The 25,572-nt window shown below is 74.0% G+C and carries 16 protein-coding genes; 5 read left to right on the top strand and 11 right to left on the bottom strand.

What is annotated here, in order from left to right; all coding sequences use genetic code 11:
- Positions 1-176: 176 nt before the first annotated feature.
- Positions 177-2,270, top strand: coding sequence for a prolyl oligopeptidase family protein (locus ADL05_RS09260; protein WP_053616470.1), 2,094 nt, complete (start codon positions 177-179; stop codon positions 2,268-2,270).
- A 123-nt stretch (positions 2,271-2,393) separates the two neighbouring features.
- Complete coding sequence (locus ADL05_RS09255) at positions 2,394-2,837, top strand: thioesterase family protein (protein WP_053616469.1); 444 nt, start codon at positions 2,394-2,396, stop codon at positions 2,835-2,837.
- 57 nt (positions 2,838-2,894) lie between these two features.
- Here ADL05_RS09255 and ADL05_RS09250 read toward each other — a convergent pair whose 3' ends face one another.
- The 10 genes from ADL05_RS09250 to cobC form a co-directional block, all read right to left on the bottom strand.
- Positions 2,895-3,419 carry a globin gene (locus ADL05_RS09250; protein ID WP_231640675.1) on the bottom strand — a complete coding sequence of 175 codons (525 nt, stop codon included), beginning with the start codon at positions 3,417-3,419 and terminating at the stop codon, positions 2,895-2,897.
- Between the two features lie 326 nt (positions 3,420-3,745).
- Positions 3,746-4,504, bottom strand: coding sequence for an arginase family protein (locus tag ADL05_RS09245; RefSeq protein WP_231640674.1), 759 nt, complete (start codon positions 4,502-4,504; stop codon positions 3,746-3,748).
- 130 nt (positions 4,505-4,634) lie between these two features.
- Positions 4,635-6,299, bottom strand: coding sequence for an energy-dependent translational throttle protein EttA (gene ettA / locus ADL05_RS09240; RefSeq protein ID WP_053616467.1), 1,665 nt, complete (start codon positions 6,297-6,299; stop codon positions 4,635-4,637).
- 285 nt (positions 6,300-6,584) lie between these two features.
- Positions 6,585-8,084 (bottom strand): DUF4192 domain-containing protein, encoded by a 1,500-nt coding sequence (locus tag ADL05_RS09235; protein WP_053616466.1) that lies wholly within the window; start codon positions 8,082-8,084, stop codon positions 6,585-6,587.
- A gap of 360 nt (positions 8,085-8,444) precedes the next feature.
- Complete coding sequence (locus ADL05_RS09230; RefSeq protein ID WP_053616465.1) at positions 8,445-9,800, bottom strand: GGDEF domain-containing protein; 1,356 nt, start codon at positions 9,798-9,800, stop codon at positions 8,445-8,447.
- Between the two features lie 835 nt (positions 9,801-10,635).
- Positions 10,636-13,332 carry a GTPase gene (locus tag ADL05_RS09225; protein WP_053616464.1) on the bottom strand — a complete coding sequence of 899 codons (2,697 nt, stop codon included), beginning with the start codon at positions 13,330-13,332 and terminating at the stop codon, positions 10,636-10,638.
- Positions 13,329-15,227, bottom strand: coding sequence for a dynamin family protein (locus ADL05_RS09220; RefSeq protein WP_053616463.1), 1,899 nt, complete (start codon positions 15,225-15,227; stop codon positions 13,329-13,331). The genes ADL05_RS09225 and ADL05_RS09220 overlap by 4 nt, the downstream gene beginning before the upstream one ends.
- A gap of 71 nt (positions 15,228-15,298) precedes the next feature.
- Positions 15,299-16,579 (bottom strand): uroporphyrinogen-III C-methyltransferase, encoded by a 1,281-nt coding sequence (cobA, locus tag ADL05_RS09215; RefSeq protein ID WP_053616462.1) that lies wholly within the window; start codon positions 16,577-16,579, stop codon positions 15,299-15,301.
- A 246-nt stretch (positions 16,580-16,825) separates the two neighbouring features.
- Positions 16,826-19,558, bottom strand: coding sequence for a nicotinate-nucleotide--dimethylbenzimidazole phosphoribosyltransferase (gene cobT, locus ADL05_RS09210; RefSeq protein WP_053616461.1), 2,733 nt, complete (start codon positions 19,556-19,558; stop codon positions 16,826-16,828).
- 332 nt (positions 19,559-19,890) lie between these two features.
- A complete protein-coding gene (cobC, locus tag ADL05_RS09205) occupies positions 19,891-20,910 on the bottom strand; it encodes an Rv2231c family pyridoxal phosphate-dependent protein CobC (RefSeq protein WP_053616460.1) in 1,020 nt (339 codons plus the stop codon).
- 425 nt (positions 20,911-21,335) lie between these two features.
- Here cobC and ADL05_RS09200 point away from each other — a divergent pair, with 425 nt between their 5' ends.
- Both ADL05_RS09200 and ADL05_RS09195 read left to right on the top strand, forming a co-directional pair.
- Positions 21,336-22,436 carry a peptidoglycan recognition family protein gene (locus ADL05_RS09200; protein WP_053616459.1) on the top strand — a complete coding sequence of 367 codons (1,101 nt, stop codon included), beginning with the start codon at positions 21,336-21,338 and terminating at the stop codon, positions 22,434-22,436.
- Positions 22,437-22,749: 313 nt separating this feature from the next.
- Positions 22,750-23,301, top strand: coding sequence for a GNAT family N-acetyltransferase (locus ADL05_RS09195; protein WP_369800915.1), 552 nt, complete (start codon positions 22,750-22,752; stop codon positions 23,299-23,301).
- Positions 23,302-23,307: 6 nt separating this feature from the next.
- On the opposite strand, the gene ADL05_RS09190 is transcribed toward ADL05_RS09195, so the two are convergent.
- The gene (locus ADL05_RS09190; protein ID WP_053616493.1) at positions 23,308-23,619 is read right to left on the bottom strand and encodes a DUF6504 family protein; all 312 of its coding nucleotides are present in this window, start codon (positions 23,617-23,619) and stop codon (positions 23,308-23,310) included.
- A gap of 213 nt (positions 23,620-23,832) precedes the next feature.
- On the opposite strand from ADL05_RS09190, the gene ADL05_RS30430 reads away from it, so the two are divergent.
- Positions 23,833-25,488 carry a serine/threonine-protein kinase gene (locus ADL05_RS30430; RefSeq protein WP_053616457.1) on the top strand — a complete coding sequence of 552 codons (1,656 nt, stop codon included), beginning with the start codon at positions 23,833-23,835 and terminating at the stop codon, positions 25,486-25,488.
- Positions 25,489-25,572 lie beyond the last annotated feature (84 nt).

Below are 25,572 nucleotides of genomic sequence, written 5' to 3'. Positions count from 1 at the left end.
TCCCGCATTCAGTTTGCGTGGTCGGACCGCTTCGGCGCCACCCCAATTTTCGTTGGGAACCCCAGAAACGCGTGAACTCCCGTTTCTGGGCCCCATTGTGCTCCCTCGGGACCCGGAATCACCCTGGCGCCGCGCCGAACACTCCGTGGTGGATACCGGTGGATAGGGTGCGAAGCATGCGTGAACTCCGCTACCCGCCGGCCGAACGGCTGGACCTCCTCGAAACCCTGCACGGCCGCGCCGTCGCCGACCCCTACCGGTGGCTGGAGGACACGGACTCCGCCGCCACCAAGGAATGGGCCACCGCCCAGGACGGCCTCTACGCGCGCTTCGCCACCCGCTTCCACAGCCGTGACTGGTTCACCGACCACGTCCGGGCCCTGCTCGGCGCCGGGACCGTGGGCCCGCCCGTCTGGCGCGGGGAGCGCCGCTTCCACATGCGGCGCACCGCCGACCAGGAGCACGCGGTGCTCTACGTCCAGGACGGGGACGGCCCCGAACGCGTCCTGCTGGACCCCGGGGCGCTCGACTCCACCGGTCTGACCACGCTGGACTCCTGGCGGCCCGACCGCGACGGCCGCCTGCTGGCCTACCAGCTCTCCGAGGGCGGTGACGAGGAGTCGGTCCTGCGGGTGATGGACGTCGGCACCGGGGAGACCGTCGACGGCCCCATCGACCGGGCCCGCTACTCCCCCATCGCCTGGCTCCCGGACGGCTCGGCCTTCTACTACGTGCGCCGCCTGCCGCCCGACGAGGTCCCCGAAGGCGAGGAGAACTACCACCGCCGGGTCTACCTGCACCGGCTGGGCACGCCCACCGGCGAGGACGTCCTCGTCTTCGGCTCCGGCCGGGAAAAGACCGAGTACTTCGTCCCCTCGGTGAGCCGCGACGGGCGGTGGCTGCTGCTGAGCGCGGTGCGCGGCACCGCGCCGGGCACCGACGCCTGGATCGCCGACCTGGCGGAGAGCGGCCCGGAGGCACCGCGGCTGGTGCCCGTGCAGCAGGGCATGGTGTCGGCCCTGGACACCCACGTGGGGCGGGACGGCCGCCTGTACCTGCAGACCGACCGCGGGGCGCCGCGCGGGCGGCTGTGCGTGACCGATCCGGCCGCGCCCGGGCCGGAGCACTGGACGACCCTGGTCGCGGAGGACCCGGAGGCCGTCCTGGAGGACTTCGCGATCCTCGACGGCCCGGGGATGGAGCGGCCCGAGCTGCTGGTCGCCTGGAGCCGCCACGCGATCGACGAGGTCACCCGGCACGACCTGGCCACGGGTGAACGGCTGGGCGCGCTGACGATGCCCGGGCTGGGCACGATCGGCGGGCTGGCCGAACGGCCCGAGGGCGGCCACGAGTGCTGGTTCGGCTACACCGACAGCGTGCACCCGTCCGCGGTGTACCGCTACGACGCCCGCGCGGGCGAGGTGACCCTGTGGGACGAGGCCCCCGGTGAGGTCGACGTGCCCCCGGTGCGCACCGAGCAGGTCACGTTCACCTCCAAGGACGGCACGGCCGTGCGCATGCTGGTGGTCTCGCCGCTGGAGGGGTCCGACGGCCCGCGGCCGACCATCCTCTACGGATACGGCGGCTTCCGCATCTCGCTGAGCCCCGCGTACTCCGCCTCCACGCTGGCGTGGGTGCGCGCCGGCGGGGTGTACGCCGTCGCCAACCTGCGCGGCGGGCTGGAGGAGGGCGAGGAGTGGCACGAGGCCGGGATGCTCGACCGCAAGCAGAACGTCTTCGACGACTGCGCGGCCGCCGCCGAGCACCTGGTGGCCACCGGCGTCACGACGCCCGAGCGTCTGGCCGTGATGGGCGGCAGCAACGGCGGCCTGCTGGTCGGCGCCATGGTCACCCAGCGCCCGGACCTGTTCGCCGCGGCCGTGTGCTCGGCCCCGCTGCTGGACATGGTGCGCTACGAGCGGTTCGGCCTGGGCCAGCTGTGGAACGTGGAGTACGGCAGCGCGGACGATCCCGAGCAGCTGGGCTGGCTCCTGGGGTACTCGCCGTACCACAACGTGCGTGAGGGGACGCGGTACCCGGCCACGCTCTTCACCGTGTTCGACAACGACACCCGGGTGGACCCGCTGCACGCGCGCAAGCTCTGCGCGCTGTTGCAGGAGGCCACCTCCGCACCGCTGGAGGACGCCCCGATCCTGCTGCGCCGCGAGTCGGAGGTCGGGCACAGCTCGCGGTCGGTGAGCCGCAGTGTGGCGCTCAGCGCCGAGCAGCTGGCCTTCTGCGCCCACCACCTGGGGCTCGTCCTGCCCTGATCAGGGGTCGGCCCGAGAGCAATGCCACAGCGCTGGGGCACGGGCGGCCGCGAGATCTCCTGGGGAGCGTTGGGACAATGGAGGACACGCTCCCCGGGAGACCACCCACGAGAGGACCAGGACGTGACACAGATCGAGGCCGGCGGCCCGGACACCGGGACACAGCCCCGGCGGCACGTGCACCTGGCTCAGGTCCGCTACGCCGACCTTGACCCGCAGCACCACGTCAACAACGTCCGGATGCTCACGTACCTGGAGGACGCCAGGATCGGTTTCCTGCGCTACGACGGTGTCGTGGAGGCGGGCGAGGAGGTGTTCGGCGCCATGGTCGTGGCCCGCCAGGAGGCGGACTACGTGGCGCCGCTGCTGCCCAGGTCCACGCCCGTGCGCGTGGAGCTGTGGGTGACCGAGGTGCGCAACGCCAGCTTCACGCTGGCCTACGAGATCCGCGACGACACGACGGTGTTCCTGCGCGCCAGCACGGTCCTGGTGGGGTTCGACGTCGACACGCAGCGCGCCCGCCGCCTCAACGAGCGGGAGCGCGCCTTCCTCGCGGACTACGCCTGAGCCCGGAACGCGGCGGTCGCCCCGTGGCCGTCCTGGCGGCCGCGGTCCGGGAAGGGGTCACTTCAGCGAGATCGTGACGGTCTCGCCCTCGTCATCGTCACCGCTGTCGCTGGGGGTCACGGACAGGGAGGTGGGGTCGGCCACGGCCGGGGGCGCCGCGTCCTCGGCGACGTTGACCATGCTGTGCGCGGCCATCACCATGTACTCCCACAGCTGGCGTTCCAGGGCCGCGGGCAGCGCGACGGAGTCCACGGCCGCGCGCATGTGCGCCAGCCAGCGGTCGCGCTCGGCGGCCCCGATCCGGAACGGCACGTGGCGCATCCGCAGGCGGGGGTGTCCGCGCTGCTCGTTGTAGGTGCGCGGGCCGCCCCAGTACTGGATGAGGAACAGGCGCAGGCGCTCCTCGGCCGGGCCCAGGTCCTCCTCCGGGTACATGGGCCGCAGCACGGGGTCGTCGGCCACACCCTCGTAGAAGCGGCGGACCAGGCGGGTGAAGGTCTCCTCCCCGCCCACGGCCTCGTAGAACGTCATATGCACCGGCTGTTCGTCCCTGCTCTGCTGGTCATCTCGCGCGGAAGTCATCGCCCACCAGCGTATGCGACACCGCCAACGCCGGGCAGAGCCCCGGGCCACAGGGGCTCGAACAGGGCCGGGCACCCGCGAGACGACCGTGCGCCGAGCGACGTCCGAACACCGGCGCCGGGCAGGGCCGAGCGGAGGTCCGGCCGAATGCGTGCAGGAGCTGGCCAGGTGCCCGGCCAAAGGCCGAGACGGACGTCGGGACGGGGGTCGGGCGGGCAGCCGGACCCGCGCCCCGGCGCAAGGCCGAGACGGAGTCCGGGTGGAGGACCCCTCCGCCGCCCCGCCCGGTCACGGCGCCTCCTCAGGGACGCCTTCTCAGATCGCGGTCACCTCCGCAGGAGCGCGGCGAGCAGCTTCGCCCGGACACCGCCGGGCAGGTCCTCCTCGCGGTCCGGCCGCCACGTGCAGCCCACGCTCACGGCTTCGACGCGGCCGGTGTCCAGGACGCGGTGGACGGCCTCGACCACGGTGCCGCGGCTCGGTCCGCCGGGTGTCGGGAAGAGCATGCCCGGTACCTCGTCCGGGTCGATGACGTCCAGGTCCACGTGCAGCAGGAGCGGTCCCCCGGGAAGGTCCCCGGCCCCCAGGTCGGCGACGCCGGAGTGTCGGACGGCGGACGTGCGCAGGTACTCGGCCTCGGGCGGGTCCAGGTCGCGCCCGTCCACCAGCAGGAGCCGCGCCTCGGGGATGGTCCGCAGCCCGAGCCGGTCCATCGCCGGGTCCGGCCGGTAGCCCGCCAGCACCCGCAGGGGGATGCCCCCGGCGTAGCCGGAGGCGCTGGTCTCCATCGTCTGTACGTCACCGTGCGCGTCGAACCACACGACGGAGGCGTCCACGCCCGCCCGCTGGACTCCGGCGGCGGTCCCGAGCGCCACCATGCAGTCGCCGGACAGGACCGTGGGGGTGCGACCGGCCCGGACCTCGTCGGCGACGCGTGCGGCGACGGCCTCGTGCAGGACCGCCATCCGCGACCACGAGTCGGAGTCCGGCAACTCCTCCATCACCGTCTCCGTGTGTCCGCGCCACGGGAGCCGGAAGTCCGGCAGGTACTCGTCCAGGTGATAGGGCACGCTCAGCATCGTCATGGCGGGACTCTAGCCGCGCCCGCACGGCCGGTACAGGGAATATCGGCGTACCGCATCCGGCCCGGACACGCGCGAACCCCGCCGGTCGGACGGATCCGACCGGCGGGGTTCGCGCGCGAGTGCCGCGGTGTCAGTCGCGGGTGAGCTTGCGGTGCGTGACCGCGTGCGGACGCGCGGCGTCCGGGCCCAGGCGCTCGATCTTGTTCTTCTCGTAGGACTCGAAGTTGCCCTCGAACCAGTACCAGTTGGCGTCGCCCTCCCAGGCGAGGATGTGCGTGGCGACGCGGTCGAGGAACCACCGGTCGTGGGAGGTGATCACGGCGCAGCCGGGGAAGTCCAGCAGCGCGTTCTCCAGCGAGCCGAGCGTCTCGACGTCCAGGTCGTTGGTGGGCTCGTCCAGGAGCAGCAGGTTGCCGCCCTGCTTGAGCGTGAGCGCGAGGTTGACGCGGTTGCGCTCACCGCCGGAGAGCACGCCGGAGGGCTTCTGCTGGTCCGAACCCTTGAAGCCGAAGGCGGCGACGTAGGCGCGGCTGGGGATCTCGACCTTGCCGACCTCGATGAAGGTCTCGCCGTCGGAGATGGTCTCCCAGACGTTCTTGCTGTCGTCGATCCGGCCGCGGTACTGGTCGACGTAGGAGATCTGGACGGTCTCGCCGATGTTGATCTTGCCCTGGTCGGGGGTCTCCTCCCCCATGATCATCTTGAACAGGGTCGTCTTACCGACACCGTTGGGGCCGATCACACCGACGATGCCGTTCGGCGGAAGGGAGAAGCTCAGGTCCTCGATGAGCACCCGGTCGTCGAAGCCCTTCGTGAGGTTCTTGACCTCAACGACGGTGTTGCCCAAACGCGGACCCGGCGGGATCTGGATCTCCTCGAAGTCCAGCTTCCTGGTCTTGTCCGCCTCGGAGGCCATCTCCTCGTACCGCTGCAGACGGGACTTGCTCTTGGTCTGGCGCGCCTTGGCGTTGGAGCGCACCCACTCCAGCTCTTCCTTGAGGCGCTTGGCCTTCTTGGCGTCCTTCTGCCCCTCGACCTTCAGACGGGTCTGCTTGGTCTCGAGGTAGGTGCTGTAGTTGCCCTCGTAGGGGTAGAACTGGCCGCGGTCCAGCTCCAGGATCCAGGTGGCGACGTGGTCGAGGAAGTACCTGTCGTGAGTGATCGCCACGATCGTGCCGGGGTACTTGGCCAGGTGCTGCTCCAGCCAGTTCACGCTCTCGGCGTCGAGGTGGTTGGTGGGCTCGTCCAGGAGGAGGAGGTCGGGCTGTTCCAGGAGCAGCTTGCACAGGGCGACGCGGCGCTTCTCACCACCCGAGAGCTGGGTGACGGAGGCGTCGCCGGGCGGGCAGCGCAGGGCGTCCATGGCCTGGGCCAGCTGGCTGTCCAGGTCCCAGGCGTTGCGGTGGTCGAGCTGCTCCTGCAGCTTGCCCATCTCCTCCAACAGGTCGTCGGAGTAGTCCGTCGCCATCTGCTCGGCGATCTCGTTGAAGCGGGTCATCATCGCCTTGGTGTCGGCGACTCCGTCCTCAACGTTCTCCAGCACCGTCTTGTCGGCGTCCAGGACGGGCTCCTGTGCAAGCAGCCCGACGGAGAATCCCGGCATGAGCCGCGCCTCGCCGTTGGACGGCTGCTCGATGCCGGCCAGGATCTTCAGCAGCGTCGACTTACCCGCACCGTTGGGGCCCACGACACCGATCTTGGCTCCGGGCAGGAACGACCCCGAAACGTTGTCAAGGACGACCTTGTCGCCGTGCGCCTTGCGCACGTTCTGCATTGTGTAGATGTACTCCGGCATGCCTCCCAGGCTACGGGGTTCCGTCGCTTGCCGAGACCACACACCGGATCCCGGGACGACCGTTCTGTGCTCTTCTGTGCTCTCCCACTCGTTCTCGCTCCGGACGGTCCGGGCGCCACCGGGCACCGGCCCGCCGGACGCGGTCCCGACCGGCCGGCGGCCTGGGCGCCGGCCGCCGGGGGCTTCGGGGACGCGACCGCGTCCGTCGGCGCCCCCCGGACGCCGAGGAGTCCTCGGCGGGCCCGCGCCCCGCCGCCGAGAGGTGCGCTCCGCACCGCAGACCCCCTACGGCGGCTCAGAGGCCCCGAGCGCCCCCGGAGGGCCCGAGGGGTCGGAAGGGTCGGAGGGAGCGCAGGAACCGGAGGAGCGCCCGGAAGAGCCCCCTGAGCCGAAGGGGTCGGACGGGTCGGATGGGTCGGAGGAGCCCGAGCCACGGCCGGGAGGATCGGCGGTAGCAGATGAACGGGAAGTGCCAGAGGTGTCGGAGCAGCTTGAGGAAGCGGACACAGGGGCGGAACCAGGGGGATCGGGGGCGTCGGGCGGGCGGTCGAGCCACGTGGGCGCGTGCGCCCGCCACCGCTGGACCGGCAGGCCCAGGTCCAGCGCTCGGCGCATGAGGACCGCCATCCCGTAGCCGGGGTCGGCGGCCAGCGCCACGTCCAGGGCGGCCCGCGCCAGCGGCTCGTCGTCGAGCTGCCAGGCGGCCACGGCGAGCAGGGCGGCCGGGGCCGGGCGGTACCGGGGGCAGACCCGTCCGGTCAGCCGTGCCCACAACCGTTGCTGCGCGGCGGCGTCCTCCCGGGTCAGACGAGCCCACACCTGGTCCCGCGCGCCGACTCGGGTGAGGTGGAGCCCGAGCCAGGCCAGTTCGTCCTCCCCGGTCACCCCGCGCCCCTCCTTCTCCCTGCGCACCGCGGCCAGGAGCTCGGTGGTGCCACGGCGCACGAGTGCGGCCTCCCCGACCTCGGCGGCCATGCGCCGGGCCTGCTGCTCCACCGTGGCCGTCACGCCCTCCATCACCGCCGCGGCGGCGTCGTCCGGTTCCGGCATGAGAGCACGCAGCCGCGCCCACCCTTCGCCCGGGCGCCGCACGGGCTCGGCGGGCGCGATCCCCATGAGCACCGCCTGTGCCGGAACCGTGGACCGGCCGGTGTCCAGGACGTGGCCCTCGGGCGGGCAGCAGCCGGGCGTGTGGCACAGATGCGACCAGTAGCGGTCCTGCGCCACCCGCAGGGCGTCGTGCACGTCCAGCCGGTGTTCCCGGGCGGCGCCGACCACGCCGTCCAGGTAGGGGCCCACCACCTCGACCGGCCCGAGCCCCACGGCCACCAGTCCGGTGCTCCCTTCCTCCGCGGCCAGCCGAACGACGGTCCGGGACCGCTCCAGCGGCGTCTGACCGGCAGGGACCCGTGCCAGGTCGGCGACGAAGGCGGCGCGGGCACGGGTGCCGCGCAGGGCCACCACCACGATGCCGGGGTCCGGTGGCTCGCCGACCAGGTAGGGGAGGGCCGCGACGACGTCGGTCGGGGTGCCCAGTGTCAGCGCCGTCGAACCGTTCTCGACCGGGGGGCGCTGCGCCGGTACGGCCGCGCGCTCCGGTGGTCCGGTGGGCCCGTCAGTGGTCGATTCCCGGAGGGGCGCGGCCGCCCCGGGAGAGGTCGGCCGTCCGTCGGCGGTCGTGTCCGGATGGGTGGACCGTCCGCCGTCGTCCGGTGCTTCAGGGGCGAGACCGTCGCCGGGGCGGGAGGAGGGTTCGGGTGCGGAGCGAGGCTGTTCTGCGTCCATATACTCACGGTGCGTGACGTCGTGACCGTGCGCAATGGCCTTTTCACGCCTGTGGACGAACAGCGCGCGGCTCGCCCGTCAGGCCCGCAAAGCCGCTCCCGGCAGCCGCTCCGACGCCCTCCAGCACTCCGACAACAGGATCCCCTGGTGCCCCTGCGGCACCTCCGATCCCCGGCATCCCCGGCGCCGCTCAGGAGTCCTCGGGCAGCCGGGTCCCCGCAGGACCCCGGCCTACCGGTACCCCCAGGCACCCCGGCACCCCGGCCTACCGGTACCCCCCGGCACCCCGGCACCCCGGCACCCCGGCACCCCGGCACCCCGGCACCCAAGCGTCCGGGCGCCCCGGGTGCCCCAGCACCCTCAGGCGCCCAGGGCGTCCGGGGGTTCCGGGATCTCCTCCTCCCGCGGCCCGGGGATGCGCCCGCTGACGCCCGGGCGCCCGGCGGGCAGGCACACGCGGTCGCGGCCGGTCTCCTTCGCCCGGTAGAGCGCCAGGTCCGCGGCGGTCAGCAGCTCCACCAGGTCGTTGCCGTGGTCGCCGATCACCGCGACGCCGATCGAGATGGTGATCGACACCGGCACCTCGTCCACCGAGATCTCCATCCGGCCCACCTGGGAGCGCAGCCGCTCGGCGGCCTGCCACGCCTCCGTGGTGTCGGACCCCGGCAGCAGGACCACGAACTCCTCCCCGCCGAACCGGCCGAGCAGGTCGGACTGCCGCAGCTGCTGGGCGATCGTCGTCGCCACGCCCAGCAGCACCTGGTCCCCGAAGAGGTGGCCGTGGTTGTCGTTGACCCGCTTGAAGTGGTCGATGTCGACGATCAGCACCGCGGCCCGGCTCCGCGCGGAACGGGCCCTGGCGATCTCGATCGCGGCCTCCTGCTCCCACGTCGGTGCGTTCAGCAGCCCCGTCTTGGGATCGGTCCGCGCGGCCGTCTGGAGCTGCTGGTAGAGCAGGCTCCGCTGGAGCAGGACCACTGGAGGAACCGCGATGACCAGCAGGAACAGGGTGAGGTGGGCGAGGATGGCGACCGTGACGCCGACACATAATTCGACGGCGTCCACGATGAGCGCCTCCCGGTCCCACATCGGCCGGAGGCTGTGCCCCGGACCGCTGCTGATCCGCGCCGCCACGGCGACGATGAGCGTGTTGAGGACGGTGAACCCCGCGCAGCACAGCAGCGCGACGACCACGCCCGCCCCGCTGGCCAGGTTCTCGTGCGCGTTCAGCGTGCCCTTGAAGCCCTGTAGGAGGCCTTCGCCCCAGTAGGCGTGCCAGGCCACCGAGGCCAGGAAGCCCGACAGCGCCACCGAGACGGCGTTGAACACCCGCCGGTGCGCCATGGCCGGGCGGGCGCGCAGCTGGAGCATGAGGTAGACGGGGATGGGCATCAGCAGCGAGTACAGCGGCGGCAGGAGGACCACCACCGGGAACCACCACGCGCCCAGCAGGTCACGCGTGAGCCCGGCGGGCATCCCGAGCCGGCGGATCGCCTCCACGCACACCGACGCGCTCATGACGAGCGCGAGGAAGGTCGTCAGATCCGTGGGCACCACGTCGGTCAACGCGATGGTCGCCCCGAACAGGAACAGCACGGCGAAGAGGAGGAACCCCATGTAGACGAGCAGGCCCCGGGGCTGCTGGAGAATCGGCCACCGCCCCCGCTCCCCAGAGGGGTTCCCCCGGGCCGCCATCGGCTTCTCCGAGATACTCACGGCTTGTCCCTCCCTCCCTCTGTCACTCTCTGCCCCCAGTTCCCTACACCCGTCTCTGATGAGCTCACCGCCCCCCGCGGTTCTCCCTTCGACGGGCCTGATTCGCCCCGCGTTCCCCTACGGTGCCACTCGGTTACGACGCCCCAGGGGTCGACGCCACTACGCCAGTGGGGCTCACCGCCGCAGACGCCACCCGCAACTTTACATTACTTTGGGTAATAGCTTAATTGCTGATTGTACGATCAACGCAGGCAGGAGGACAGGGGAAGCGAGCCCTCGGCCCCGCCGACCCGACACGCCGAGGCGGAGGAGTCGGTGAGCCGACACTCGAAGCCTGACATCGGAGGCCGCCAGGCGGCGCGCGCGGGGGGGCGCGGTGGCCGGAGTCGGTCACGGCTCGACACACATCGTCATGTGACTACATGCAATTGTTTGACCACGAAGGGTTGGACTCGGCCGCGAAGTGCGGCATCCTGACAGCGGGATCCGACTTCTGTAGTCATCTCATGACACAGAGTGTCCTATTTCGACATGCCGACCTCCGGATCCTCGGCAGCCCGACGAAGGAGCAGTCAGATGAACACCGGCATCCACTGGATCTAGGGAGCGTTGCTCCGCGCGCTCCCGAGTGAGCGGGCGGTCGCGCGGCCGTCTCCCGCGGGACGCCGTGCGCGGTGCGGTCCGGCCCGGTCGTGCCGCACGAACGCGGGGACACCGCGAGCGCAAGCCCGGCGAGCCCGGAGCACCGCACAGGACGCGCCCCGAGCGCACACGCACGCGAGAGGGACCGGGGCGGGCGGCACGGACGCCGTCCGCCCCCGACAGCGTCCGCGGGTCAGTCGGAGGGCGCGGCGACCTCGTAGGCCGCGCGGAACGCCCGGTAGCGTCCCAGCTCGGCCTCCATCGGCTCCACCACCCGCGTTCCGGCGATCTCCCTGACCCTGGCCAGGGCGGCGCGTTCGACCTCCTCGCGGCGCTGGACCGCCGCCACCTCCACGAGGTTGCCGCAGCCGAGACCGGTGAGCCAGCCCACGAACAGCGCGGCGGCCACCAGGGCACCGGCGTAGGCCAGGAAGACGGGGTCGTCGAACATCCGCAGCCCCGTGAATCCGCCGCCCAGCCAGCTCACCAGCGACACGACCACCCACGCCAGACCGAGCCCGGCGGCGGCCAGCAGCGCGAACTGGGCGACCCTGGCCGCCTTCCACCACGCCGGACTCTGACCGGGGTCGCCGACCGCGCCGGAGACCCCCTCACCGAGCTCGGCGGGCAGGTCGGACATCGCGCTGCGCGCGGCGGCGCGCATGCGTCGGCGCCACGGGCCCGGCATGTCCTCGGAGACGGCGTCGGCGGCGTCGCCCAGAACGGTCTCCAGCTCGGCCTCGTGCGCGTCGACGGGGCCGCTCACGCTCTGCTCGCCGTCGCGGCGCAGGAAGTCGAGCTGGACCGCCGCCAGCGGGTCCTTGCGCAGCTTCGCCGAGTGCCGCGCCACCGGCCAGCCGACCTGGCGCCTGCCGCGCCGGACGTCGTTGGTCTCGACGACGTCGGCGACCGCGGAGACGCCCGCGGCGTCGGCCAGACCGCTCTCGATGCGCCTGCGCGTGTCGGCGGGGACGCCGTCCGGGATCGGCGCGTCGCCGCGGAACTCCCCGAAGGGCTCGATCACCTGGTCCAGGTCGGCGGCCAGCCGGTCGACGAGCGCCCGCCGCTCGCCCACGGTCTCGGCCAGGAACTCGCGCAGGTCGCGAATCCCCTGGTCGGTGATGGTCGACGTGGTGATCACCCGCGGGTGCACACCCGACTCCGACTCCAGCAGGCGCCGCAGGTCGGTCAGGAGTTCCTCCAGCTCGTCCGGCGCGACCTTGTCGACCTGGTTGAGGACGGCGATGGTGACCGCGCCGTGCCCCGACATCTGGGCCAGGTAGCGGTGGTGGACGGCGGCGTCGGCGTACTTCTGCGGGTCGAGCACCCACACGAGCAGGTCGACCGAGCCGATGAGGCGGTCGGCCTCGGCCGTGTGCATGCTGCGGACCGAGTCGTGGTCGGGCAGGTCGAGCAGGACCAGGCCGGTCAGCTCGGAGTTGCCCGCGTCCAGGACGCTCGTGCGCGAGTGCCGGTACCGGTTGGGCACGCCCAGCCAGCTCAGCAGCGCGTCGGCCCCCTCGTGGCCCCACACGCACGCGTGGGCCTTGGAGGTGGTGGGCCGGGTGACGCCGGTCTGGGACAGCTCCAGCCCGCACAGGGCGTTGAACAGCGACGACTTGCCGCTGCCGGTGCCGCCGGCGAGCGCGACGACGGTGTGCTCGGCGGACAGGCGCAGCCGGGCCCCCGCGTGGTCGAGCAGCTGGCCGGCGCGCGCGATCAGGTCCTCGGGCAGGTCGTCCTGGCCCAGCTCGGTGAGTGTGGAGAGCGCGTCCAGGCGCTCGACCAGCTCGGTGCGGCTGATCGAGGAGGTGGGGCGCCAGTGGTCGTGGGTGGTGGGACGGTACTCCTCGTCCTCCACGGCGGCGGGCTCGGCTCCGGCCCTCTCCTCCGGCGCGCGGGCCGGTCCGGCGTCCTCGGCCTCGCCCCCCTCACCGGCTCCCGGGGCCGGGACGGCCGCCTCGGGGCCCACCGCCCGGAAGGATCCGGAGACGGCGGAGGGGCCGGGGACGCGGCGCGGCAGCGGTTGGGGGGCCGACGGCTCGGCGTCGCGCTCCGCGACGGTTCCCGGGTCCCGCTCGGCCGCCTCGGCCATGGTGCGCCGGCGCGGAGTCCGGCCGGTGTCGTCGGACGAGCCCTCGTCCGCGCTCTCGCGCGTGTCCCGGACCGACCGCGGGGCTCCGCCGGGCGTCGGCGGGGCCACGATCGGGAAGGAGCCGGTGGTGCGCCCGGCGATCTGGGCGTCCTCGGCCGCCTCGGCCAGGCTGCCCACCCACCCGGCGAGCCCTTCGGGGTCGTCGTCGTGGTCGGCGCCCTCGGCGCGGTCCGCGTCGGGTGCTTCGCCGCCCCTGCCGGTCGCGGCGGCACGGTCGGCGGCGGCGTCGGCACCAGGGGGCGTCGCCGCGCCCCGGTCACCCGTGCCGCCGTGGGGCTCCACCGCGGCCTCCGGCTCGCCCTGGTCCCGGTCCGCGCCGGTCTCCCTGGCCGCCGCGGCGGCGTGCGCCCGCGCCGAGCGCGAGGAGGGCCGGGCGTGCCGCCCGGGCCGCCGTGAGGGCTCCGGCTGCTCGCGGCCGGCCGCCGGCTCCGGCGGGTCCGCCTCCCCGCCGCGGTCCGGCCGCGGGGCCGCGCCCTCGGACGGGTCCGGGTAGCCCGAGATCCCGTCGTAGGCGGGCTCACCGGAGGTGTCCGCGTGGTCGGGGTGCTCGGGCACGGGCATGGTGTAGCCGCGCCAGGGACCGCTGTCGGTCGGCGCCGCCTCGCCCCGGTCGGGGCGCGCGTCGTTCCAGGGGCCGGAGCCGGACGGAGCGCTCTCGCGTTCCTCACCGTCGGCGCGGTGATCGGACGCGTCCGGTGCCCGGTAGGCCTGCGCGGGGTTCCACTGAGTCGTCATCGTGAAATCTCAAGGTTGTACGTGGCCTGATAGAGCTGGACGGCGCTGTCCTCGGTCGGGATCCCGGCCGACGCCAGGGCGCCGTCGAAGGGCACGCGCTCGTGGTCGAGCAGCCCGAGGATCCGCCGACGCAGGTTGTCACGTGCCGTCCCGCCCATGCTGCGCAGGGACTGAGCACCGAACAAGCCCTTGAGCAGGCGTTGTGGGGATGGACCGGAGGTGTCGGCCGCGTGGGCGCCGCCTCCGGAGTGGGATCGCTCGAAGCCGAGCAGGTCGATGATCAGGACCAGGGCGACGATGTCGTGGTCGAAGGTGACGAAACGGGCGACGGAGCGCTTGGTGGCACCGCTGGCGGTGGTCATCCCGGCGATCTCGTCCTGCCACTGCGCGATCTCCTTGCGGATCCGCTTGGCGAGGTCGGCGGTCGGGTGCTCCTGCGCGCGGACGACGAGCTCGGCGCCGCCGGGCACGCCGCGCCAGGACTGTTCCACCTGGTCGGCGGCGCGCTCGCAGGAGGAGACCACCAGGGCCTCCAGGGCGTCGCGCACGGCCCGCTCCAGGGAGGACACCCGCTGACCGCGTTCGACCTGCTCGTTGCGGGCCTTGCGGCCGCGCTTGCCGCGCATGCGCAGGCTCTTGGCGAGGTCGCCGCTGGCGGCGACCTCCTGCCAGCGTGCGCCGAGCGATCCCCGCAGGAGCGATCCGTCGACCAGGCCGGTGTCGATGCGGCGGCTCGCGGTGGCGAAGGCGTCGTCGACGGCGGCGCCGAGCGCCCGCCCGGTCTCGATCTGGGTCTCCACCTGGCGGGCGAGTTCGGGCACGCGGGAGCGGAAGCTGTCGATGACGCCGACGAACGTGCGGCGCGAGACGCGGTCGCGCTGGTCGGCCTCCCCCGCCACGTCGGCGAGGAACTCGCGGATGTGGTCGGCGACGTTGGAGGTGAAGCGCTCCCCGCGGATCTGGTCGGTCTCGGGGATGGCGAAGCGGGCCGCGTTGCCGAGCCCGTTGGCCTCCAGCATGGCCCCGAAGTGGTCGAGCAGCTGGCGGCGGCCCTTGCGCGGCACCCGGGACAGGACCACGGCCAGCGAGGTGTCCCGGTCCCGTGCGACCTGGAGGAACTCCCAGACGCGGGCGTCGGCGTAGCGGGTGCTGGTGGTGACGAACACCCACAGGTCAGCGGCGTCGAGGAACTTGGCCGCGAACTCGTGGTGGGCCGCGACGGCGGAGTCGACGTCGGGGGTGTCCAGCAGTGCCACGCCCGGGGGCATGGCCTCGCTGGCGGCCAGGACGAGCATGCCGTCCTTGCCGGGCATGGCCAGGCCCTGCTGGCGCACGCGGGGCAGTGTGGGGATGAAGGACGCCTCGCTGAACCAGTCGACGTCGGCCGGGTTGCAGGCCAGCACCGGGCTGTTCGTGGTGGGGCGGCGCACGCCGGTGGTGGTGACCTGCTCGCCCACGAGGCTGTTCACGAGGGTGGACTTGCCCGCGCCGGTGGACCCGGCGACCGCGATGAGCAGCGGGATGTCGGGGCGGCGCACGCGCGGCAGGACGTAGTCGGACAGCTGGGCGAGGACGTCCGCCTGCAGGGCGCGTCCCTCCTCGGCGCCGGGCAGGCCGTCCGAGAACTCCAGGTCGCGGACCTGGCCGCGCAGGGTCTCCAGGATCTGCTCGAACCGGCGTTCGTCGGGGGCGGGCGCCCGCCGACCGGCCGGGTCCGCCTCGACGGGCCGGCCGTGCTGGTGGGGCTCCCCACCGCGGGCAGCGTCCCCGCCGCCCGCGGAGGGCATGGGTACGTGGCCCTGGTCGGGCTGGTCAGAGGTGGCGTCCGGTCCGGTTGCGAACCGGTCCGAGGCACCGGGACCGGAGGTGTCCGGTGCGGCCGACGGCCGGGTCATGTCGGTCTGCCCTCCTCAACGCTGCTGACGGTCCCCGCCGGTCCGGGCGACGAACACCGCCGGCTGAGGTCTCACTGGAGATCGCGCCCGGTCACCTGTCGATGGGTCTCGAACTGGGTTCCCGTGTGCAGTATGTCAAGATCCCGCGCTGTTTTGACCACTTCTCCGATGATCACCACCGCCGGGGGCCGAACGTTGGCCGATCGCACCGCGGAAGCGATGCCCGCAAGCGTACCCGTCACGGTTCGCTGCCCTGGCAGTGTGGCCTCCTGGACCACGGCGACGGGCGTGTCCGCCGAACGGCCGTGGGCGATGAGGGCCGCGGAGATCGCCTCGATGCGCTCCACGCCCATGAGCGCCACCACGGTGCCGCCCGCCGCCGCCAGGCCCTTCCAGTCGACGGTGGAGCGCTCGTCGTCGGGCGCCACGTGGGCGGAGACGATGTGCACGTCCTGGGCCACGCCGCGGTGGGTGGCGGGGATCCCGGCGCTCGCGGGAGCGGCGAGCGCGCTGGTCACACCGGGCACGGCCATGACCGGGATCCCGGCGGCGGCGCAGGCGGCCGCCTCCTCTCCCCCGCGGCCGAACAGGAAGGAGTCGCCTCCCTTGAGGCGCACCACGAACTTGCCCTGGCGGGCCCGGTCGACGAGGACCGCGTTGATGTCCTCCTGCGTCATGGACCGGCCGTAGGGGATCTTGGCGGCGTCGACGACCTCGACGTCGGCGGCCAGCCGGTCGAGCAGGGACGTCGGCGCGAGCCGGTCCACGACCACGACGTCGGCCTGGGACAGCAGTTGTTGTCCCCGAACCGTGATCAGACCGGGATCCCCCGGGCCGCCGCCGACGAGGGCCACGCCGGTGAGCCGTTCGCGTCCGCGCCGGGCGTCGAGGGTGCCGTCGGCCAGTCCGTCGGCGATGGCGTCGCGCAGGCCGGCCGACCGTCGGGGGTCACCGGAGGCGACGACGCCGACGGTGATGTCGCCGATGTTTCCGCTGGCGGGGGTCCAGGCCGAGGAGGCGTGCCGGTCGTCGGCGCGCACGCACCACACGCGCGCGTCCTCGGCCTCGGCGGCCACGGCCGCGTTGACATCGGGGTCGTCGGTGGCCGCGTGGACGAGCCAGTAGGCGGGCGCGCCCTCCCCCGCGACGTCGCCGGGCGCGAAGGCGCGGCGCGACCAGGTGATGTGGCCGGCGGCGGCGAGGTCCTCCAGTGCGGCGGAGACGGCCGGGGCCACGAGGGTGACGCGCGCCCCCGCCTCGACCAGCACCGGAACCCGGCGCTGGGCGACTCTGCCCCCGCCGACGACGAGGACGTCGCGGCCCTGCATGCGCAGACCAAGGAGATAGGTCATGGTTCGCGCCCCTTCGGTCGTCCGTGCCGGCTCCCCGGCGGCGACGGCGGGGCGCGCGGCGGAGGGGTCCGCCGCGCCGCCGGCAGTGTTTCGCGATTGCTACAAATTACCTTGTCAAAGCGCCATTACGGACGCGTAAACGGATCGGCACGGCGAGTGTGACCCCGCCCGCACCGGCCCGCGCCCCGCGCGGCCCCGGACCGGGGACGGCGGGCGCGGGTGATCCGTCGCCCGATCCTCCGACCGTCAGTGGACGGTGGACACGCCCGCGTCGTCGAAGGTGGCGACGTTGCGCAGCGCGCGCGCCGACCCCTGCAGGAGCGGCAGCGCCAGCAGGGCTCCGGAACCCTCGCCCAGCCGCATCTCCAGGTCGACCAGGGGGCGCAGCCCCAGGTGCTCCAGCGCGAGCGTGTGCCCGGGCTCGCTGGAGCGGTGACCCGCGAAGCACGCGGACATGGACTCGGGCGAGATCGCCGACGCGACCAGCGCGGCCGCTCCGGCGATGACCCCGTCCAGCAGCACGGGCACCCGCAGGGCGGCGCCGCCGAGGACGAACCCGGCCAGGGCGGCGTGCTCCAGGCCGCCCAGGGCGGCCAGCACACCGATGGGGTCGGAGCGGTCCACGGGGTTGGCGGCCAGGGCCTGGCGCACGACCTCCACCTTGTGCTCGTACATGGCGTCGTCCACGCCGGTCCCGCGGCCGGTGGCCTGGGCCGGATCCGCACCGGTGAGAGCGCACACGAGCGTGGCCGCCGGCGTGGTGTTGGCGATGCCCATGTCCCCGGTGACCAGGCACCGGTTCCCGGCCGAGACGAGGTCGCGGGCGACCTCGATACCGCCTTCCAGCGCCTGGAGGGCCTGGGCGCGGGTCATCGCCGGGCCCTGGGTGAAGTCGGCGGTGCCGCGCGCGACCTTGCGGGGCAGCAGCCCGGCGGCGCGGGGGAGGTCGCCCACGACGCCGACGTCGACCACGGTGACCTCCGCGCCGACCTGCTCGGCGAAGGCGTTGACGACCGCGCCGCCCTCCAGGAAGTTCTGCACCATCTGGGCGGTCACCTCCTGGGGCCAGGCGGTCACCCCCTGCGCGTGGACGCCGTGGTCACCGGCGAAGACGGCGACGGCGGCGGGTTCGGGGATGGGCGGCGGGCACTCCCCGGCGAGCCCGGCCAACTGGACCGAGACCTCCTCCAGGACCCCGAGGGAGCCCGGCGGCTTGGTCATCCGGTTCTGGCGGTCCCTCGCCTCCTCCACGGCGCGGGGGTTCAGCCCTCCGATGGCGGTGATGGTCTCCTCCAGCAGGCTCGTGGGCTCCTGGCCGGGTAGACCGCGGTGACCGTAGCGGTCGCGGTGGACGGCCCAGGACAGGGGGCGCCCCTTGGCCCAGCCCGCGAGGCTGAGTTCGGGTTCGGTGGGGAACTCCTCGACGTAGCCGACACAGAGGTAGGCGACGACGTCGAGGTGGGAGGGCAGTTCGAGGGCGTCGGCGACGTCCCGCTCGTCGACGAAGCCGACCCAGCCCACGCCCAGGCCCTCGGCGCGGGCGGCCAGCCACAGGTTCTCGACGGCCAGGGCGGCGGCGTAGGCGGCGCTGGCGGGCTGGGCGTGGCGGCCCTGTCCGTGGCGGCCGCCGCGGGTGGGGTCGACGGTGACGGCGATGTTGAGCGGGGAGTCGAGGATGGCCTCGACCTTGAGTCCGGAGAAGGCCCGCGCGCGGATGCTGGGCAGGGCCCGGGAGTGGTCGTCGCGCTCGGCCTGGGCGAGGTCGCGGACGCGGGCGCGCAGCTCGGGGGCGTCGATGACCAGGAAGTCCCAGGGCTGGACGTGGCCGACGCTGGGCGCCTGGTGGGCCGCCTCCAGGACGCGGGTGAGGACGTCGTCCGGCACGGGGTCGGGGCGGAAGCCGACGCGGACGTCGCGCCGTTCACGGATGGCGCGGTAGACGGCGTCGCGCTCGGCGTCGTCGAAGGCGTGTCCGGCCCAGTCGTCGAAGGGGGCGGCCCCGTCGGTGGCGGGGACGGCCCCGTCCTCGGGGGACGCGGCGGTCGGCTGTTCGGTGGGGACCGCCCGGGGGCGGGTGCGGCTCGGCGGTCCGGTGCGGTCCGGATCCTCGACGGGCGCGGCTGCTTCGTGTGCGTACATGCTCTGTTCCGGCTCGGGTGCCGCGGCGCGGGTCCGCGCGGGCTCGGGTGCTGTGTCGGGCGGGGACGGTGTCCGTTCGGCGGTGGTGTGCGCCGAGGCGGGGTGGTGGCCGTGGGCGGGCCGGGAGGCCCGGGTCTCGGGCGCCGGCTCGCGTTCGCCGCCGCGGAAGGGGATGACGTTGGGCCGGTGGTCGGTCACCGGCGGCGCGACGGGCCCCGTCCCGGAGGACGGGGTTCGCGCGTGGGGCGACGGCGCGTCCGGGGCGGGATCACCGGCGGCCGCGGTCGCGGGGGCGGGTCGAGGAGTGGGAGCGGCTTCGGGCGAGGGCTCGCGCCCGGCGGTGGTCGCGGGATCGTCAGCGGTCTCGGGGCCGCGTGCGGGAACGGTCGCGGCGTCGGGAACAGTCGCGGGCTCCGCAGCGGCCGCGGGTGCGGCTGCGTTGTCGGGGGCGGTCGCGGACTCGGGACCGGCAGCGTGTCCGCGTTCGGGGGCGGCTGCGTGCTCGGGTGCGACAGCGGTCTCCAGCTCAGGAGGAGGAACGCTCCCGGACTCGGGCGCGCTCGACGGCTCGGGCCCACGAGAAGGAACGGACTCCTCGAGCCTGGACGGAAGGGTCGGCGCGGTCCTGGGCTCCACTGATGTCGTCGTCCGCCGTGCGGGTTCGACCGGCGCCGCGGGCGGTCGGCGGAACGGGTTGGCGGGCCCGGCGGACGTGCGCGGACGCTGGGCGCGTGTGCCGCGGCCGCTCTCCGGTAGGCCGTCGAGCAGCCCGCCGAGGCCGGGATCGGCCGTCGGCGCCGGCTCGCCACGCCTGGCGTCCTCGCGGTCGTCGTTGGTCATGATCGCTCCCCGTGGAGGTGTGTCGGCTGCCCTGAGGGCGTCTTCGGCGGATACTCACCCTGCTGCGCGGCGCCCCGGCACGGCTCCCGCCGCCTCATCGGCCACCAGCCGAACCATGAGGGCCCCCGCCGCGTGACGCGGACGACGCCCGCGCGGCGGAGGAACGTCCTCGGCCCCGCGACAGCCGCACCGGATGCTTCCGCCCGTCATCCGTCACCGCCCTTACACTCTGGTCCACTTGCTCCGCATAGAGACCGTTAAGCGTAGTGTGCGGTATTCGTCCCGTCCGCACGGGTCCCCCCGGACCCCGGACGACACGGTCCCCGAGCGCCTCAAGTCACCACCAACTGTGCCAGAGTTCGCCCCAGCACGCGGTGGGTACTCGGTTCCCGGACGGCCACCCTGAGCCATTCCCGCCCCAGTCCGGGGAAGGTGTCGCCCCGCCGGACGGCCACGCCGCGCTCGCGCAACCGCTCGCGCAACAGATCCGCTCCGGGCGCCCTGACCAGGAGGAACGACGCCCGTGCTCCGGGGAGCACGAACAGTCCCGAAGCCCTGAGCACGTCGGCCAGGTCCGCGCGCCGCTCCTCCAGCCGCACCGCCCAGACGTCGGCCTCGGCGACCGCCCGGGGGGAGCAGCACGCCTCGATCGCGGCCAGCGCCGGGGAGGAGACCGGCCACAGGGGCTGGGCAGCGGCCAGGCGCTCGACCAGCCCGGGTTCGGCGAGCAGGTATCCGGCGCGCAGGCCCGCCAGCGACCAGGTCTTGGTGAGGCTGCGGACCACCACCAGCCCAGGCAGGTCATGGCGCCCGGCCAGGGATTCGGGCTCGCCCGGAACGCAGTCGGCGAAGGCCTCGTCGACCACGAGCACCCGCCCGGGCCGGGCCAGGGCGGCCAGCGTGCGGGCCGGGTGCAGCACGGACGTGGGGTTGGTGGGGTTGCCCAGGACGACCAGGTCGGCGTCTTCGGGGACCAGGGCCGGGTCGAGGGTGAAGTCGGGGCCGAGCACGACCCGGTCCACGGTGTGCCCGGCGGCGCGCAGGGCGGCCTCGGGTTCGGTGAACTGGGGGTGCACGACCACCGCCCGGACCGGAGTGAGGGCACGCGCCAGCAGCACGAAGGCCTCGGCGGCGCCCGCGGTGAGCAGCACGTCGTCGGCGTCCCGACCGTGGCGGCGGGCGACCGCGGCCCGGGCCGCGCCCTGGTCCGGATAGGCGCCCAGGTGCGCCAGGGAGTCGGCGAGGCGGCGCCCCAGCCACGCCGGAGGCGCGGCGCCGCGCACGTTCACGGCGAAGTCCAGCAGTCCGTCGCCGGTCTCGGCGTCACCGTGATGCCGCAGGTCGTAGGCCATGTCCACACTCCCCCTCGAAACGAGGGCACACTAGCCGATGACGTACCGGAGGCCGCACGCCGCCCACACGAGTACACAGGTCAGGTCGGGCAGGACGGCGTCTCGACACCTCGACGCAACGGCACCGCCCTCCCGTGGACGACGCGCCGCAGCCACCCACACGAGTACACACGTCAGGTCGGGCGGGACGGCGCCTCTGCGTAACTGAACCGCCCCTCCCGTGGACCATGCGCCGCGCCCCCACACGTGTACGCAGATCAGGCAGGAGCGACGGCTCGCGGCGCCTCGGCGCAACGGCACCGCCCTCCCGTGGACGACGCGCCACACCCGCCGACAGGGGGCTACCGAACGTCATCGGCCTGTGGCAGTCTGGCGACGCCTCCCGCCGCGGCGGCCCGCTCCCGGCCACGACCACAGGAGTCACTATGCGACGACGCGCCTTCCTCACCGGAGCCACCACGGCCGCCGGACTGACCGCCGTGGCCGTCCCGGTCACCTCTCCCCCGTCGGCCGCGGCCGACGACCGCGCGGTGCCCCGCGTCCTGTCAGAACCGGCGTCCACCGGCGGTGTCGTCCGCCCCGACCGGCGCTTCGACCTGGTGGCGGTGGCCCGTGCGGCGGGCGCGCCCGCGGGCGCGATCCGGTTCGAGACCGCCGACGGCCTCGGCCCCTGGCAACCGCTCGACCTGCACACCGGGGGCCGCGACGACCGCGAGCCGACCGCCTCCGCCCTCGTGCGCGCGCCGCGGGGCGCGACCGGGTACGAGGTCGGCGGCGACGCCCGAACCGCGGCCCTGAACCTGCGCGACGGTGAGGAGCTGCGCTTCGGCGGGCCCGAGCGGGCGACCCTGGCCGCCGACGCCGACGACGGGCGCGCACGCCGTTCCCCCGGCCCGGTACGGTTCCGAACCCGGGCGGGCTGGGGCGCGGACGAGTCCCTGCGTTTCGACGAGGACGGCAACGACCTGTGGGCGCCCGTCTTCCACCGGACACAGCTGTTGACCGTGCACCACACGGCCATGGCGACCACGGGCGACCACGCGGCCGACGTACGCGGCGTGTACCGCTACCACGCCGCCGAACTCGGCTGGGGCGACATCGGCTACCACGTCCTCATCGACCCGGACGGGGTGGTCTACGAGGGCCGCCACTCCGGCGAGGACGACGTGCCCGTCTTCGCGGGCCGACCGCGGCCCGGCGACGCGCGTTCGGTGACGGCCGGGCACGTGTACGGGTACAACCACGCCAACGTGGGCGTGTGCCTGCTGGGCGACTTCACCGACGAACTCCCGACGCGGGCGGCGCTGAACTCGCTCGTCGCGGTGCTGCGCGTGCTGTGCGCGGTGACCAGCCTCGACCCGGCGGCGGAGATCACCTACGTCAACCCCGACACCGGCGCCCGGACTCCGGGCGAGACCCTGTCCCGGCACCGCGACTGGCTGGCCACGGAGTGCCCGGGCAACGCCTTCGCCGCCGAGTTCGACACCCTGGTGCGCGACCGCGTCTCCGGTCGCCGCCGCGGCTGACCCGGACCCGCCCGGGGAAGCCGGGGACGCCGGGGAGTCCGGATCCGCCCGGGGAAGCCGGAGAGGCCAGGAGACACCGGACCCGCCCGGACCCGCCCGGGAGCATGCTGGAGGCGTCCGAGGGGGCGCCCGGTGGCATTCCGAAGACGTCCGGTCAGGGCGCCTCGGGGGATGCGCGGGTGGAGGGCCGGTCCGCGGCTCCGCCCGGGGCGGACCGCCCCGTGCCAGGTCACGGGGCCGGCCCGCGTATCGTGAGCGCAGCCCACCGCCGTTCCGGGAGACCGCCAGCGTGACCGACACCCAGACCAGACCGATGATGCCGTCCGTGATCCTGGAAACGGAGCGACTGCGGCTGCGCGCCTTCGTCGAGGCCGACATCGACGACGTCTTCCGTACCTACTCCGACCCGGCGGTGCAGAGATGGGTCCCGATCCCCGCTCCGGGCGTCCCCTACACCCGCGAGATCGCCGAGCACTGGTGCCGTGAGGCCGCGCCCGCGCTGCGCACGAGCGGTGACGGGCAGCAGTGGGCGGCCGTCGAGAAGGGTTCCGGCCGTCTGGTGGGCGCCTTCGGTCTGCTGCGCACGCAGTGGCCCGCGATGATCACCGAGATCGGCTACGCCGTCTCGCCCTGGGCGCGGGGCCTGGGATACGCGACCGAGGCGGCCGTGGCCGTCTCCCGCTGGGCCGTCGACCAGGGCTTCCAGCGCGTGGAGTTGAAGGCCGCGGTCGGCAACACGGCGTCGCGCCGCGTGGCCGTCCGGGCCGGTTTCTCCCCCGAGGGCGTCGAACGCAACGCCATGCCGCTGCACGAGGGCCGCACCCACCTGGCGGTCTACAGCCTGCTGCCCGCCGACCTCCTCTGAGGCGGCTCAGTCCCACACCCGGGAGAGCAGCCACTGGTCGGACACGGTGTCGTGCAGGAGTTCGTACACGCCCTGCGCCTCCAGAGCGCCCGCCTCCACCCGCCAGTGCCGGCGCTCGGGCACCTGGGGCTCGACCGTCGGGGTCCAGTCCATCCGCAGGGTGACCCAGTGGTCGATGATCCGGCGCACGCCGTACACCCTGCCGTTCCACGTGAAGCGGAGCGGACGCCCCTGGTCCTCCACGACCGAGACCGTCGCCCCGTAGTACCGTCCCACGACGCTTCCCCGCTTCCCCTCGACACCGACCGACTCCCGCATCCGGCGCACGCCGCCGGGACACTGCTCGTGGGGAAGTTCGCCGCAGCGTTCGAACATGTGTTCTAACACTAGCGAAATCAGGGTGCGCTTGGAACCGTTTCCGCACACGCGGCATCACCTCTGGTGATCCGCCCGCGGCCTTCCCCCCGCCCCTGCGCCCTCCTCGGTCAGTACGCTGGGCCGCACCCCACGACCTGCGAGGCCCCCACCCAGATGTCGAACAGCTCCGGACCCCCGCGACCGGGTGACTCCCGCGACGTGGACGGGTACCGCGTCCTGGGCCGCCTCGGCCGAGGCGGCATGGGCACCGTCCACCTCGCCGAGTCCCCCACGGGCACCCGTGTGGCGCTGAGGCTGATCCACCCCGCCCTCGCCGAGGACGGGTCCTTCCGCGCGCGCTTCGCCCGTGAGGTGGCGTCCGCGCGCCGTGTGGCCTGCGCCTCCGTCGCGGCCGTGGTCGACGCCCGGTGGGAGGGCGAGGTGCTCTACGTCGCCTCCGAGTACGTGCCCGGGCCGACCCTGTCCGCGGCCGTGCGCGCGGACGGCCCCATGAGCGACGGTGTCCTGGGTTCGGTGGCCCTGGGCGTGGCCGCGGCGCTCGCGGCCGTGCACCGCTCGGGCACCGTCCACGGCGACCTCACGCCCTCGAACATGCTGCTCTCGCCCGCGGGACCGAAGGTGGTCGACTTCGGCATCGCCCGTGCCATGGACGGCGCCGGGGACGGGGCCGCCCGGTCCCGCCGGTTGGTCGGCACACCTTCCTACATGGCGCCGGAGCTCATCGCGGGCCAGCCGCCGGCCCCGGCGGGCGACGTCTTCTCCTGGGGCTGCCTCGTCGCCTTCGCCGGGACCGGCGGCGCGCCCTTCGACGCCGCCACCGTGCCCGGGGTCCTGCACAACATCTCCAGCACCGCGCCCCGGCTCGACGGCCTGGATCCGACACTGCGCGAGGCGGTCGTCGCCGCGCTCGGTAAGGACCCGCGGTCCCGTCCCACCTCCCAGGAGCTCGTGGACGGGCTCGTCGGCCTGGTGGACGCAGCGGAGTCGGACGTCGCCCGTGCGATCGGCCTCTCCTGGCCCGGGGCCGGTCCCGGGAGCGATACGGGCCCGGAGGCGCGGGGCCGCGGGTCAGTGGAAGCCGGGCCGGAGGAAGCCGGTTCGGGAGGCCCCAGAGCAAAGGAAGCGAGGCCGGAAGAAGCGCAGGCGGAAGTCCCGGGGCCAGCGGAAACCGGGCCGGAGGAAGCCGGATCGCAGAGCCCCTGGCCAGAGGAACCTGGTCCGGAGAGATCCGGGCCGGAGGTTCCGGAGCCGGAGGATGCCGTGTCGGACGGCCCTGAACCGGAAGCCGACCCGAAGGAAACCGCGCCGGAGGACGCCCCGGCGGGCGACTTCGCACAGCTAGGGCGTGTGTCGGCGGGGACTCCCGCGACCCCGGTTCCTCTCACGACCCCGGCCGCCCCGAGTACGCCGGAAGCCTCGCGCGCCCGGAACGGCGCGGGATCCTCCGCTCACGCGACGCCCCCGCACGGCCCGGCGCCCCCGGAGATCTCCCCGCCCCGAGGCGGCTCGGACTCGGGTTCTTCACCCCGAGGCGGCTCGGACCCGGACTCCCCGGCCCGCCGGCGCCGCCGTCTGCTCGTGGTCGGCGTCGCCGGGGCCGCGGCGCTCCTCCTGGTCGCGGCCCTCCTGCTGATCGCGGCACTGGCCCTCGGCCTGTTCGACCGTGCGGGCGGCGAGGAGCCGCGGACCGGGGCCGCCGACGCGGACGGCGTCCGCCCGCCCGGCCACGTGACGGACACCGGGCCCGTCCGCCACAACGCCGGAGGCCCCTCCGAGGTCTCCGTCCCGCACGAGACCGTGACCGGCTGACCCCCGAACGCCCCCACCAGCCCAGAAGCGAGACGGCGTGTCGGCCTGGATACGCTGTTAGCCGCGCATCACCCGATCCATACG

It is taken from the genome of Nocardiopsis sp. NRRL B-16309, assembly GCF_001279585.1.
Taxonomy (GTDB): domain Bacteria; phylum Actinomycetota; class Actinomycetes; order Streptosporangiales; family Streptosporangiaceae; genus Nocardiopsis.
Note: the sequence above shows the minus strand (reverse complement) of the source record. Positions and strands in the feature narration are given on the sequence as shown.